Source organism: Nonomuraea sp. MTCD27 (assembly GCF_041950495.1).
Taxonomy (GTDB): domain Bacteria; phylum Actinomycetota; class Actinomycetes; order Streptosporangiales; family Streptosporangiaceae; genus Nonomuraea.
Window position 1 is genome coordinate 152,158 of record NZ_JBGNUW010000007.1, and the last position, 14,307, is coordinate 166,464.

At 74.9% G+C, this 14,307-nt stretch carries 7 protein-coding genes; all 7 read left to right on the plus strand.

Going from position 1 to position 14,307, the window contains the following annotated elements; translation table 11 throughout:
* Positions 1-23: 23 nt before the first annotated feature.
* On the plus strand, positions 24-911 hold the full coding sequence (locus ACBJ59_RS22205; protein WP_375112131.1) for an SseB family protein: 888 nt from the start codon (positions 24-26) through the stop codon (positions 909-911).
* Entirely contained in the window at positions 908-1,315 is a 408-nt protein-coding gene (locus ACBJ59_RS22210; RefSeq protein WP_375112132.1) for a hypothetical protein, read from the plus strand. The genes ACBJ59_RS22205 and ACBJ59_RS22210 overlap by 4 nt, the downstream gene beginning before the upstream one ends.
* Positions 1,316-1,404: 89 nt before the next feature.
* On the plus strand, positions 1,405-1,809 hold the full coding sequence (locus tag ACBJ59_RS22215; RefSeq protein WP_375112133.1) for a YbaB/EbfC family nucleoid-associated protein: 405 nt from the start codon (positions 1,405-1,407) through the stop codon (positions 1,807-1,809).
* Complete coding sequence (locus ACBJ59_RS22220; RefSeq protein WP_375112134.1) at positions 1,806-2,147, plus strand: hypothetical protein; 342 nt, start codon at positions 1,806-1,808, stop codon at positions 2,145-2,147. Before ACBJ59_RS22215 ends, ACBJ59_RS22220 begins: the two co-directional genes overlap by 4 nt.
* An 11-nt stretch (positions 2,148-2,158) precedes the next feature.
* Positions 2,159-12,991: a helix-turn-helix transcriptional regulator gene (locus ACBJ59_RS22225; protein ID WP_375112135.1), complete on the plus strand. Its 10,833-nt coding sequence runs from the start codon at positions 2,159-2,161 to the stop codon at positions 12,989-12,991.
* Positions 12,992-13,070: 79 nt separating this feature from the next.
* The gene (locus tag ACBJ59_RS22230) at positions 13,071-13,595 is read left to right on the plus strand and encodes a hypothetical protein (RefSeq protein WP_375112136.1); all 525 of its coding nucleotides are present in this window, start codon (positions 13,071-13,073) and stop codon (positions 13,593-13,595) included.
* Complete coding sequence (locus tag ACBJ59_RS22235; protein ID WP_375112137.1) at positions 13,588-14,124, plus strand: hypothetical protein; 537 nt, start codon at positions 13,588-13,590, stop codon at positions 14,122-14,124. Before ACBJ59_RS22230 ends, ACBJ59_RS22235 begins: the two co-directional genes overlap by 8 nt.
* Positions 14,125-14,307 lie beyond the last annotated feature (183 nt).

Genomic DNA, 14,307 nt, shown 5'->3' on the forward strand with positions numbered 1-14,307 from the left:
GGAAGGGGGGACAGAATGGGCGGATGACTGCCGATGATCATCCACCGGCCGGTCCCTTCGAGGAGCGGCTGTGGGCCGCGTACCGGGACGGGCAGCGGGCGCTGTGCCTGAGCCTGCTGCGCGAGGCCGACCTCGCGCTGCCGATCACCGCCGCCGCGGCCGAGGGGCGCGAGGCGCCCGCCTGGGCGACCGCCGCCGACGCCGGGCGCACCTGGGTGCTGGCCTACACCTCGGTCGAGGCGATGCGGCTGTCCACCGGCGGCGCCGCCACGCACTGCCGGATCGGGTCGATGGCCGAGCTGGCCGCCGGGTGGCCGGACCCCCGGTGGGGGCTGGCGGTCAATCCCGGACTGCCGGTGGCGTTCATGCTGGAGCCGGGGACGCTGGCCCGGCTGGCGGTGCCCACGATGGCCCAGGACCTGCTGCTCGAACCCGGGTCGGGCGTGCCGGTGGTGCAGAAGCTGCTGGCGCCCGGCGACATCCCGGAGCTGCTGGCCGCGGCCGAGCCGAGGGTGTCGGGCTACTGCCACCACGCGCTGGACGTCTCGCACATCGCCACGCCGGCCGTCCTCGCCGCCGCGCTCGGCCGGCCGGACCTGCTGGCCGGCAGCGGCTCGCTGAACATCCTGCGCTGGCGTCCCGTGGGCCTCGACCTCTACCGCACCCCGTACGGCGGGACGGACGAGGAGGGCCGGGCGGCGGTGGCGGGCTGGGTGGTCGAGGAGCCGCCGTTCGTGGGCATGGGTCTGGTGCCCAGCGTCGACAACGTCATCCGCGAGTACAAGGTGTACGGCGTGGGCCTGCCCCACGGCTCCGAGATCTGGGAGCTCACCGTTGAGGGGACCGAGCACCGCAAGGCCATCTACCACGGCGACCTGCGGCGCTGGCTGCTGATCGGGACGCGGTCATGACGGCCTGGCACGGCTACCGGGCCCGCTGGCGCGGCGCCGACTACCCGGCCAGCCCCGAGCCGCACGCCCTGGAGCTGTGGGTACGCCTGCGCAGCGCCGAGCCGGTGGAGGGCTTCGAGGAGGTCGAGCCGGGCTGCCACGTGCGTACCGTCCCCGCGCCGGAGTGCGAGTCGCTGCACTTCGTGACCGTCGTGTGCCGCTGGCGCGGGGAGCCGTTCCAGGTGCACGACGAGCGGGACGGGAAGCTGCTGCTGGAATACCTCGGGGGGTCCGCGGTCGCCGCTCGCGAGCTGGGGCTGGAGCGGGTCGAACGGGGGGTCTACCGCCGCTGGGTGCCCCGGTCTGAGGCGGGCGAACTGCGCGAGGAGGCCGTGCTCCTCACCTCCCGCGAAGAACACATTTAGGTTAAGACCTTGTTTCCTGGTGTTCATGTGACAGAAACTAACTCTTTAGGCAGATGTGTCGTAACAGGCGCGAACGTCGCGAGGGGGTTATGGGATCACCGGAGCGGCCCGACGTGGCGGGGATGCGGGCGTACGCCGACGAGCTGCGCGAGATGTTCACCCGGTTGCAGGACGAGGGCCTCGAACTGCACGCCAGGGCGAAGGCGGTCCAGGCGACCGAGACCTCGCGCGACGGCCTGGTCTCGGTGACCGTGGGCGCGCGCGGCGAGCTCGTCCGGATCGACCTCGACCCGCGCATCTACCGGCGTCCCGACGCCCGCGGCCTGGCCGACACGATCGCGGAGACCGCGCGGCGCGCGGCCGCCACGGCGCAGGAGCGCGTCATGAAGATCTTCGAGCCGGTGATCCCTCCCGACCAGTTCAAGGCGCACCTCGACGGTGACGTCGAGACGGTCCTGGCCCGGCTGGCGGACCAGATGGGAGGCGGCAGGTGAACGAGTGGGACGGCACGTACATCGCCCGGCCCGTGGTCGACCGGGGCATCTCCCAGTGGTCCACGATGGCCGAGGAGCTGGAGAAGGCGCTGCCGCAGCTGACCGCCGAGGTCGAGGCGTGCCTGGCGACCGCTCCGTGGGGCCCGGGAGCGGAGGGCGACGCCTTCTGCCAGGCGCACTTCCGCGACAACGGCCCCATGGAGATGCTCACCCAATGCACCCGGCTCGCCCGGGGCATCACGGACGCCGGTGACCGGCTGCGCCAGGCCATCGACAACACGCTCCAGACGGACGCCGACATCCGGCACGACCTCACCGCCCTGACGCGCGAGGTCTGAGGCCGGAGCACATGTCTCACTCGGGGGGAACCGACGTCCAGGGCTCCGGCGGGCTGCCCACCCGCCAGGAGTTCGTCAGCATCGACAGCGACATCCGGCCGGTCTGGGAGACCGAGGCGCTGCCCGACTGGGTGGTCTACTGGCTGATCCCGATGCTGTCCGCCGGCCAGAAATGGCCCCTGGCCAGCGAGAGCGGGCTGTCGGCGCTGGCGCGGGCCTACGCCGCGCTGGCCGAGGGGAGCAGCGGCTCCGCCGAGCCCGCGGGCACGGCCGCGCGCACCATCGTGACCGGCTGGTCCGCCCCCGCCACCGCGGCCTTCGTCGCCAGGGCCCGCGAGCTGTACGGCAACGCGGGCGGCATGGCCGGGGTGAGCGGCAACGCGCTGGCGTACGCGCAGCAGGCCGACAACTTCGCCGTGGAGACGCAGTACTCCAAGCTGTCCGTCAACGTGGCGTTCTGGGTGACGGTCGTCGCCATCGCCATCGCCATCGTCGTCTCGTTCTTCAGCGCGGGCGCCTCCACCGCGCTCATCGGCCCGTACGCGGCCGGGGCCCGGGCGGCGTTGAGCCGCATCCTGGTCAGGCTCGCGACGCTGGCCGGCCGGGAGGTCGGCGCGACCAGGCTGGCCAGGGTCGCCGTGCTCAGCGGGGCCACCGGGCGCGGCGCCCTCACCCGGCTGCTGGCCTCCCCGATCGGCAGGGAGCTGATCGAGGAGATCGGCGAGGAGTTCTTCATCGACGCGGCGGCCCAGTACCAGCAGATGAAGCTGGGCACCCGGACGGAGTGGGACTGGCAGAAGTCCCAGGCCGCCATCATCGGTGCCGGGACCGGCGCGGTCGTCGGCACCCGGCTGGCCGGGCCCGTCTCCCGCGTCACCCGCGAGGTGCCCGGCTTCACCGGGCGGGCGCTGACGACCGGCCTGACCAACACGATCGCCTCGCCGGTCGGCAGCTTCATCGCCAACGGCGCGGTGTACGGGCAGTGGCAGAACCCGTTCACGATGGACTCGATGACGGGCGGCTTCCTGGGCGGCGTGGGGCGTACGGGGAGCATCAGCCCGTTCAACCCGGACGTCGTCGCGGCGCTGGCCAACCCGACGAGCACGCTCGCCGCCGCGTACGACGCCGCCGCCCGCACCGACGCCTCCCGCGCGGGAACCGGCCCCGCAGGCCCGACAGGCCCGTCCTCCCCGGCCACGGCCCCCACCCCGGACGGCGGGCCCAGCACCCCCGGCGCCGTCCGCGTCCCGGAACCGGCCACCGTCCCCGCCCAGCGCACGGCCGGCATGGCGGCCCCGGTCCCCGGGAGCCAGGCGGACAGACCCAACCCCGCGTCCGCCGACCACGACCCGTCCTCCCAGAGACGCTCCTCCAGCACCCCGGACCGCGCTGCCGAGGACCCCACCCGGCCCGAGGACCCCACCCAGCCCGACGACCCCGCCCAGCCCGACGACCCCACCGCTCCTGCTCCCGACCCGGCCCCGGCGACCGCCGAGGGGAGGCCGGATGCGGCGACGGCCGGCCCGACCGGCAGCCCGGGGACGGATGGCGCGGTGGCCGAGGAGCCCCCGACGGCGCCTGACGCCGGCTCGGAGGCGCACGGCGCCGGTGCGGCGACGCCCGGCGACGGCGAGACCGCTCCCCACGCGAGCGCGACGGCGGACGGCGGCGACCCGGAGGTCGCGGCCGGTCCCGCCCAGCCGGAGAGCGCCGCGACCGAGGAGGGGAACCCCGCTTCACCGGCGGCCGACCAGCCCGCGCCCCCGGCCTCCGCGGACCCGCAGCCTTCGGCCTCCGCGAACCCGCAGGCTTCGGCGCCCGCGGACCCGCAGGCCGACCCGCAAGCACAGACGGGGACGCGGGCCGAGGCCACCTCGCCCGCTTCCACGCTGACGGCCATGCCGGCGGGGGTCAGGGCCAGGGCGGCGCTGCTGGACGCTCTGAGCGCGAACTTCCCCGGCGCGGTGGTCGGTCCCACCGGCGACCTGATCGTCCCGAACGGCGACGGTCACCGCATCATCCCCGCCGCCACCATGGCCCGCGTCCGCACGGCGCTGGACATGCGCGCCACCGAGGTGAGGAACCAGACGGACCTGCAAGTGGAGGCGGCCGCCCTGCTGCTGGTCGCCCAAGCCGACGACACGCTGTCGGCCCCGGCCCCGGCCCCGAGCACAGCCCCGGCCCCGGCCCCGGATGCCGCCCCCGACACAGCCCCGGACACGCCCGGCCCCTCACGGGAGCCGGCGCTCACCTCCAGGCCCGGCACGGTCACCTCCAGGCCCGTCCCCGGCACCGGGTACGTGCCCGACGCCCGCCAGGGCCCCGACCTGACCGTCGACGAGGCGCGTGACGGCACCGCCGACCTGACCCCGGACCACTTCCTCAACGACAACGAGGACGTGACCGGCCTGACCTGGTCGCCGGGCGGCGAGACCCTGGTGGTCAGCACGGAGACGGGCGGCACCCAGCACTTCCGCCCCGTCGTCGGCGGCCTGGACCCCGCCCTCATGGGCCAGACCGAGCTGAGGTCGGGCACGGCCGAGGACCCGCACATCGTGCACCTCGCCCCCCGCATGGCCTCCGACCAGCTCCCGAGGGTCTGGCTGCACGAGATCACCGACACGCTGCAACGGCTGGCGGCGGACAGGGGGAGGCCGCAGCAGGGCATCCTGCGCAGGGCGCTCAAGCCGGCCCGCCCCACGCGGGACGACTGCGTGCCCGCCAGGCGCAACGAGCTGGCGTACCTCACCGAGCAGTGGCACCGGGCGAGCACGATGCCCGAGAGGCGCCGGCTCGCGGTGGACATCGACGGCGTGCTCCGCGAGCTGCGCGAGCACGGCGACACCCCGCCACCACCGCCCTGGGCACCGGCCCAGGACGGGCGCCCGGCTCACGCGCCGCCGGTGCCGGCCCCGGCGCAGGGAGAGCTTCCGGCAGCCGACGACCTGCGCGCCCTCATCGCGGCCCTGCAGGCGGCGGAGCAGGCACTCCAGCAGCAGGTCACCACGAAGGAGGAGAGCGCGAAGAGCGCGGGGGAGCAGGCGAAGGCGTCCGGCCGCGCGGGCCGCAGGACGCTGAACCACCACGACAGCGGCCGGCACGAGCGCGCCCGCAAGGCCAGGCGGGAGACCCGCGGCCACCGGGCCACGCAGGCGCGGCACACCAGGATCGCCCAGGCGTACGCCGCCGCCCTGGAGGAGGCCACCCGGACGCGGGAGGCGTACGAGCGCCTGCTCGCGGCCGTCAACCAGGTCGCGGCGGCCAGCCGGCCGGCGCCGCCGAACCAGGCCGCGGCGCCCGTCTGGCCTGGTGGGGTGGGCATGGCCGACATCGCCGCCTCCCTGGCGGCGGAGGCCGAGCGGCGGCACCGGCGGTATCTGGACGCGCTGGCCGCCGCGCTGCCGCAGGAGGTCGCCCTGTCCGCGGCGATGCCCACCGGCAGGATGGCCCATCTCGGCGCGCTCACCGGCACCGTCAACGAACTCCTGGAACGCGACGGCATCGCCAAGCGGTTCACCCCCGACGAGCTGGAACGGGCCTTACGCGCCGACTTCCACAAGGTCGTCTCCGCCGACGGCGTGGTGCTGCGCGTCGGCCAGGGCAAGGCGGCGGCCGAGCTGCGGATCAAGCTGGCCCTCGCCGACCTGGTCGAGGTGATCGACCCGGCCGTGAAGGCGTCCGAGATGATGGTGGGCATCTTCTTCCAGGCCGGCCGCACGGTCAGCGCCACCGAGTCGGGCAGCGCCAGCGTGCCCCTCGGCTTCAACACCGCGGTGCTGGCGCAGCTGCTGCCCGAGGGCGAGTGGCCGCGGACGGCGGTCGAGCTGCTGGGCGTCGGCGTCGGGGTGAGCGCCGGGCGCAACTGGTCGGCGTCGGGCGGGGCGGGCACGTTCGCGCAGGGCGGTTCGGTCTCCGACAACCGGAGCGAGTCGCTGCTGTTCGACGCGGCGGCCACGTGGACGGTCTCGCTCCGTACGGGGCGGGACGGCGAGTGGCGGAACACCACCACGGTCAGCTCAGGCGTCCCCGGCGACACGGCCGCCCAGCGGTTGTGGGTCTCGCACTCCTACACCGACCAGGCGCCCCGCAAGCGGGCCTGGATCGACGACGCCAGGCGGACCCCCGTCATGCCCAACCACGTCGTCACCGGCATGACCGGCCTGGAGGACGCCCTCGACACCCTCATGGGCCGGCTCGGCGGCGACTTCGCCCAGATCGGCTCGAACGCCAACGGCCACCTGCGCACGTTCGTCACCGAGGAGCTGCCCAGCCGGTTGCGGGAGGCGGTCAACGGCGGGTTCGACCGCGTCCTCGCCGTGGACGGCGAGCCGCTCGCCCGGATCCACGTCAAGACCGACGTCGTGCTGGTGGCCTCCCAGCCGGTGGGCGCGCCGAGCGACGCCGAGTGGGAGGAGGAGGTGCTCGTCGACTTCGCCGCGGCGCCGGGCGGGTCGTCGTTCGGGGGTTCGCTGGAGGGCAACCTCTCCGCCGGGTTCAACCACCCTGGGCTGGCCGAAGTGGACGTCCTCGGCGACATGGCCCAATACCTCCCGAAGCTGGGGCCCAAACTCAAGGGCAGCAGGGCGGCGTCGCAGTCGTACTCGGCCACGGCCAACGGGCAGGCGATCCACCCGAGCGTGCACCGGAAGACCCGGAACACGCAGGGCTACCGGCTGGAGCTGCGGCACACGTTCACCGTGGAGAAGGTCGGCGACCGCCCCGTCAAGCTCCCCCCGATGCGCAGCACCGCGCTCGTACGCATGCAGGAGTCGGCCGCCTACCGCTTCGGCCTGCCCGTCGACGCCGCGGCGCTGATCCGCCAGGACGGCAGGACGCTGACCGGCCCCGACGGCAACGAGGTGCTGCGCGGCGATCCCCGGCCGGTGCCGATCAAGGGGCGTAGGAGCGAGCTGCCCGAGTGGCTCGGCGACGGCCCGGGCCAGATGCGCGGCTCCGGACCGGCCCTCGTACAGGAGATCAAGGGGCTGGACGGGCTCACCCGGTCGGTGCTGGACCAGCTCGCCGGGCACGGCGTCGTGCCCAAGGTCGTCGGCGGCGTTCCCCAGTACGACGGCAACGCCCTCGTGCGGGCCAGCCAGATCCTCAACCAGCAGGAGATCGTCACGCAGCTGTCCGAGCACCGGCTGCGGACCGCCTACGACCAGATCGCGCAGGACGGCATTCTCGTCGACCTGGTGCTGCACGGCCGCAACCGCGCCCCGGAGCACTACACGGTGCGCGTGTCGCTCCAGCAGGACTTCAGCAACCGGGGGACGTACGTGGGGGTGACCGACACGGAGTCGGTGGTCAACCTCGACATCGGCACGGACACCTCGGCGCGCGCCATCAGCCGGTCCAGGACGTACGGGGGCAATCCATCCCTGAGCGAGAGCGACGGCCCCGACGAAGGCCAGGACGGCCTGTCGCACGAGGTGGGCGTGAACGGCGGCGGCAACCGCACCCGTACGGCGGGTTCCAGCACCGGCAGCACCGTCAACATCGTGACGCTGTCGGAGAGCACCGGCCCTGTCGCGATCTTCGACGTCGACCACCAGCTCTTCGTGGACCTGCTGCACGACGGCAAGACCACGTCGCTGGACTCCCGCCCGGGCAGCGCCCGGCTGGCCCTCGCCGCCGACCTCCTGCCCCCGGACAACCCGTCGGCGGCGGCCCCGGCGGCGGCCCCGGCGGCGGCCTCGGTGGGCAGGCCGACCCCGAAGCTGCTCAGCCGGGCGACGCTCCTGCACCTGGACGTGCGCGGCTTGATGGACGCCGCGCGGCAGGTGGTGCCGAGGGCGATGCGGGACGACTCGCTTCCCAAGGCCAAGCGGGGCGACGTACGCGCCGCGATCCTGGCCCTGCTCGCCGAGGAGCCGCGCAACGGCTACCAGGTCATCCAGGAGATCGCCGAGCGCAGCGAGGGCGGCTGGACGCCCAGCCCGGGCGCCGTCTACCCGGCGCTGCAGCAGCTCATCGACGAGGGCCTGGTGGTCGCGGAGGAGAACGAGGGGCGCAAGACCTTCCGTCTCACCGAGGAAGGCCGCAACTACATCAAGGCCCCCGCGTTCCACCACTTCGCGGCGTTCCTCAGCGTGCGGAACCTGATCTCCCACCCCGAGCTGTTCGAGACGCCGATCAGCACCGACGTCGGCATCCGCCCGGAGGGCGTCGGGCCCACGCGCTCGTCGCTGTCGGTGGCGGGCGAGATGGGCGACGCGCAGTACGTGGGCGTCATCGACCACGTGATGGGGCGCATCATGTTCGGGCTGGGCACCGCCGGCGTGTCGTGGGGCGGGTCGTCCGGCCTCTCGATCGGCGCCTCGGTCGGCGGCGGCGACCTGGACGGCGGCGGCACGTCCAGCGACGGCGGCACGCTCTCGCTGCCCTCGCGGTCCGGCGGCACCTCGACCTCGACCTCCGTCCTGGACATCTGGGGCACCGAGGAGCTGACGATCGAGTTCGGCCGGCAGTACCTCCTGCGCGCCGACGTGAACCTCACCCTCACCGGCTCCGAGAGCACCGCGAACGCCATGCCGACGGAGGGGGACCGGATCCCGCTCACCTCCCGCGGGTCGGCCCCGGCAGCGGGCGGCGCGCTGTTCTCCATCCCCGAGTACGACGCGCTGTGCATGTACGCCGACGGCGAGCTCCGGCTCCCGCTCGCCCTGGTCGCCGAAGCGGTCGAGCGGTTCCGCAACGGCAGCCTGACCCTGGACAGGACCCTCGCCGTGCCGCTGGTCCAGGCGTACGTCAAGGCCCTGACCGAGGCGCGGGCCCGCGGCGAGGACGTGGGGATCGGCGCGCAGCACGACCCCAAGAGCCTGCTCAAGGCGCTCAAGGACGTCGCGGGGCTCGGCCCGGCCGCCACCAATGTCCGGCAGGGGGAGGCCGAGCAGCGGCTCGACCAGGCACTCGGCTCGGCGCTGGACCAGATCGCGCGCGCCGAGGACGTCGTGCTGGCCCCCCAGTACGAGAACGCCATGGGCCTAAGCGTGGTGGAGTCGTTCGACCTGACCGACGGCCAGGGCGAGCAGGTCCACCTGCTGAACGCGGTGCTGGACGCTGTGAACGCCGCCGTGCCGGGCGCCGAGGAGGGCACGCCGACGCTGCGAAAGGAGCTGAGCGTCGACTTCGCCGGTGACCGGGGGCAGATCCACATCCCCGACATGTGGTCGCCGGGCGGCTTCGAGAAGAGCTACCACGTGCACACCGGCGCGCAGGCCGACCAGGCGGAGGTGGTCACCGTACGGGTGCGCCTGGAGCCCGCCGAAGGCGCCGACCCCCGCCGCGCGACGCTGGTCGGCCACACGTCCGACTCCGGCATCATCATCCAGCGCTACCGCTACACCGACCGGTCGCACACGGAGGCGTACAACGGCTCCTACTCGGCCGGCGTCGACGGGTCCGCCGTGGACGACGGTGACGGGGGCGGCGGCGGACTGTCCACGGACCGGGGCCGCTCCTACTCCAGCTCCACCAACGAGCAGGGAACGAGGCTGCAGCGGATCGGCCTGTTCAACGGGCTCAACCGGGTGCGGCAGGACATGACGCTCGTCATCGAGGTCGAGCGCCGGTCGGCCCGCACGCGTACGCTGCCGGGCGCGTCCCGCATGCCCCGCACCGCGGCCGCGCTCCGGGCCGCCGCCGAGCGCGTCCTCCGCCGGCCCCGCCCGGCCCCCCGGAGGTACGACGCCGCCCTCGTACGCCGCCTCCCGACCGGCATGAGCAGGCCCGCCAGTGAGGACCCCGGGCCGGTCACCACCGCGACCGACCCCCGTCGGGTCGAGCTCCACCCCGGCCACTTCCCCGAGACCCTGCGGGAGGACCCGGGCCGGCCCACGCTGCTGGAGATCGTCACCGCCCGGCTGGCGAAGATGCTCGGCGCGGACACCATCACCGAGCGCCGGGCCGAACTGGTCGCCCGGCTGTCGCCGTCCGCCCTGATCACCGGCTTCGAGCGGATGACCGGGCCCGACGGGGACCTCGTCGTGTCGGTGGCCAGGCAGAAGTTCCGGAACCAGGGCGCCGACGTCACGATCGGCGCCCGCCTGTCGGACTTCACGATCGTGGCCGGGCCGTTCGACGCGGAGAAGGGCGAGGTGGACAGGAAGGCCGACGCCCAGAACGTCTCCGTCTCCCGCAGCCGCGTCCTGCCCGTCGGGCTGAGCGGCGGCACGAAGATCGGCGACCTGGGCATCGACATCGGCGCGCGGGCCGGCGAGCAGGCGTCGGAGAGCGTGAACGACCATCACGGCGGGCGTCGCGAGCGCAGCAAGTTCGAGAAGAGCAAGGCGTACACCGTCCGGCTCCGCGTGGACTACGACCTCACCTTCCGGTACGTGACCCGCACGCGCGACGGCAACGTCCGGCCCGTCGGCGACCCGGTGCACATGCCCGGCGCCGCCGCCGGCGAGGTGGACGTCACCCTCTTCGGGGACGAGATCGAGGAGCTGCGCTCCCGGATGGAGTCGGGTGTCCGGCTCGGGGCCGAGCCCGCGGGGCTGGGGACGTTCCGGTTCGTTCCCGAGAGCGGCCGGAAGGGGCTGATCCAGGTCCTCGGGGACGCGCGGATCGCGGCCCGCGAGCGCGGGGCGGTGGCGCTGGTGGCCGTGCACGAGCCGGGCGGCCTCCGCCGCTACCGGGCCGCCCCCGACGGTACGGTGCGCAACGAGTCCCCGGACGGCGGCTTCGCCGAGGCGTTCGCCACCCTGCCCCCCGACCTCCTCGCCGCCGCCGACCGGCAGAATCTGGACCTGCGGCACGTCTTCCTGAACTCCCAGGAGGAGGGCACCTTCGTCCGGCAGGTCGCGGTCGAGCTGGAGGCCCGGAACGCGCGCCCGGCCGCACCCGATGCCCCGGCCTGGCCGGCCGCCTCCGGGCCGTCGCACGCGCCGGCCGGCGGCAGCGTCGCCCAGGGGCTGACACCCCCGTCGGTGACCTCCCCGGCCCTGCCCGGCACTCCCTTCGACGCCGCGGCCCGCCCGGAGGGCGCTCCCGCGCTGACCCTGGCCGAGGTACGCGGCCAGGACGTGTCCCCGGCCGACTTCGGCGGCGCCGTGGCGAACCTGCGCTGGTCCGGGGCCGACCGGCTCCTCATCCAGCTCCCCGCCACGGCCGACCAGCACGTCCGCGTCCTGGTGGAGGACCCGGGCGCGGGGCTCACCGGCCGTACCGAGCTGCGGTCGGGCACCGCGCAGGACCCGCACGTGCTGCGGATCGGGCCGCGCGTGGACCCGCACGTGGTGTCGTCCGTGCTCGTGCACGAGATCTCGCACGTCGCCCAGGAACGCGCCGCGGCGGCGGCCGGGGCCCGGCAGGGGGTGGTCAGGGCGTCGCTGTCGGAGCACCACGCCGTCGAGGGCACCGACCACTGCCTGACCCCACGGATGGACGAGCACGCGCACCTGTCGCGGAAGTGGCGCGCGGCGGCGGATCCGGCGACCCGGGAACGGCTCGCCGAGGCCATCACCGCCATCGCCGCCGACCTCGAACGCCGCGGCCACACCCCGCCCCCACCCCCGTGGGGCTCCCGCGCACCGGCCGCCGCCGTCCTTCCGGGACCCGCCGACGGCCCCGCGCCCTTCGGGCCGGGCGGGGTGGACCCCGCTCGTTCCGGGATCGCCGGGCTGGCCGGCGTCGCGGGGGTCGCCTCGATCGCGCCCGGGGGCCGATCGGGCGAGTTCACGGTGACAACGGGCAGCGGCGGCTTCACGCTGGAGGTCGTGCCCGCACCGGGCGCGGCCGAGGTCACCGTACGGTCCCGTGCTCGCGACCGGCTCGTGCTGGAGATGCCGCCCGACGGCGGTCCCCAGGCGATGATCGCCGTCGCCGCCGAGGTGGCGGGACACGCCGCGAGCCCGGGCACGGATGGCGCGCCGAGGCTCGGGGCCCAGGACGCGGCGACGCTCGCCCGGCTTCGCGGCCTGATCACCGCCATCGCGCAGGCCCACGCCGCCCCGAACCACCGCCGGTCCCTCGCCTCCGCCCTGAACGGCGAGCCGCTCCAGCCCGGGTCACTCGCCTCAGCCTTGAACGGCGAGACGACGCCATCGCGCCCGGCGGCCTCCGCCCTGAACGGCGGGGGCGGCGCCACGCCCACACTCGCCTCGATGCTGCGGGCCGAGGTCGAGCGGGCAGGGCTGGCGGACGGGCAGCCCGGGGCGGCGGCCAGGCTGGTGGCGCTGGCCCGGGCAGGCGAGCTCGCCCCCGAGCACGTCGCCGCGCTGCGCGGCCCCGCGGCACTGCCGGAGATCGCCGCCGCCAAGGCCGTCGAGCGGGGCGCGGCGCTCATGGGCGCGCGCGTCCGCACCTACGGCCCGGGCCTGCTGGACATCGAGGTCCCCGGCCACCCGCCCATCCCCGTGGACATCCGCCCCACCCCCACCACCCCCACCGGGCCCGTTGCCGACCAGGGCGTGCTGACGTACCAGGTGGATGCCCGGCGCACTATCGGTGCGAATGAGCGTGCGGCCGCCGCGGAGGCCGCGGCCGCCGTCGCCCGGGTGCGGGGTGTGGCGGTCGAGGAGCATCGGAGGCTGGCCGAGCTGCACGAGGCCGTGCGTCAGGTTCGGTCGGCCACCGCCGCTCAGCGGCCGGGACGGCTGGGCGTGCTGCACGACCTGGCCACCGCCGCCCCCGCCGGGCTCGTCCCCGCGCCTCTCGCCGCCGACCTGGCCAAGCTGCTCGACGGCTCGCGCCCCGGGACCCGGCACGCGTACTGGGACCGCATGCGCGCCCTCAGCGGCGGCACCGGGCTGCTGCCGCCGGAGGAGGAGTGCCGGTGCCCCGAGGACGGCCCGTGCGGGTGCGGCCTCCGGGCGCGCTCCCGCACCGTGCGGGCATGATGGGCGGGGCAGGACGAGCGGGCAGGGCGAGCGGGCAGGACGGGCGGGCATGATGGGAAGCCCCGAGGAGAGGACGGTTATGACCTTCGCGGTAGCACGGACGAGGGATGAGGCGCATCTCTACCTCGACCTGCACCCGTGCGCGTGCGGCTCGGTCGACACGACCTGGGACAGCGGCCTGGTCAGCGCCGAGGGCGCGCTGGCCAACCGCTACGCCGGCACCTGCGGGGAGTGCGGCAGCCCGCGCGAATACCTGTTCGGGCTGCCGGAGCGCCCGGTGATGCCCGCGGGCTACCCGACGTTCGGGGGCGGTGAGCCGTCGCAGCTCCTCGACGCGGGGGAGTGGCTGTGGGTGGCCGATCTGACGGCGGGCAACGTGCCGGTGGACGACGAGGCCGAGGCCCGTCGCACGCTGGCGGTGGCGAGCGCGGCCGTCGAGGAGGTCGTCAAGTTCATCCCGCCGGGCGCGGACGAGGTGCCCGACGACGGGTTCTGGTCGCTGCGGGGGCAGGAGGTGCGGGCGGCCGAGCCCGGCAGGTTCCAGCTCGACCGGCTGCTGATCGTCCGCGACACCTACCGGGACCTGGCGGCGCGGCATGCCTGAGCGCGGCCTGGCGCGCTCCCTCGTGGAGGCGTACGTGCACCTCGACCTGACCGCCTCCGGCGGCTCGGGGCGGGCGGAGGTGACGGACGAGCGGGACGGCTGGCTGGTGCGCGCCGGCGGCGTCGAGGTGCTCGTCCCGTACGAGGCCGAGGACGCGGCCAAGCACGAGGGCGCCACGTTCGGCACGGGCCTGTCGGAGCTGCTCGACCCGGGCCAGTGGGTCCTGGTCGGCGCCACGTACGCGAGCAGGGCCCTGGAGGGAGGGCTGTTCTACGCGGCCGACCCGTCGGACCCCGAGCGGTTCGACGCCGTCGCCACGGACTGGAGCTTCGCCGCCGACGCCATGGCCGAGGCGCTGAAGTTCCTCCCGGAGGGCGCCGCCGAGCTGCCTCCGGAGGCGTTCTGGACGGAGATGGGCAGGTCGGCCCGCGACGCCGACCCGGGCCGCTTCACCAGGGCGAAGCTGGAGAGCGACCTGGCCTTCTACCGCCAGAGCCTGGACGACTTCCATCGCCTCCACGCCGGCTGATCCGGGGCCCGCCACCGCCCCGAAGACCATTACACGGCTTTTCGGCCGGGCTTGCTCTGATGGCGCCACCTGATCGACAGCGAGGGCATCCTGATGAGCGAGCCTTCGTCTCCGGGATCGCGGCGGGCCCTGTTCGGCGTCGCCGCCGCGGGCGGCCTGGCGGGTGCGGCCCTGCCGGCCGTC

Excerpts from the sequence above, each read along its gene's own strand:
- ACBJ59_RS22225 (WP_375112135.1), top strand. The coding sequence starts at position 2,159 with ATGTCTCACTCGGGGGGAACCGACGTCCAGGGCTCCGGCGGGCTGCCC.
- ACBJ59_RS22205 (WP_375112131.1), top strand. The coding sequence starts at position 24 with ATGACTGCCGATGATCATCCACCGGCCGGTCCCTTCGAGGAGCGGCTG.
- ACBJ59_RS22210 (WP_375112132.1), top strand. The coding sequence starts at position 908 with ATGACGGCCTGGCACGGCTACCGGGCCCGCTGGCGCGGCGCCGACTAC.
- ACBJ59_RS22215 (WP_375112133.1), top strand. The coding sequence starts at position 1,405 with ATGGGATCACCGGAGCGGCCCGACGTGGCGGGGATGCGGGCGTACGCC.
- ACBJ59_RS22230 (WP_375112136.1), top strand. The coding sequence starts at position 13,071 with ATGACCTTCGCGGTAGCACGGACGAGGGATGAGGCGCATCTCTACCTC.
- ACBJ59_RS22235 (WP_375112137.1), top strand. The coding sequence starts at position 13,588 with ATGCCTGAGCGCGGCCTGGCGCGCTCCCTCGTGGAGGCGTACGTGCAC.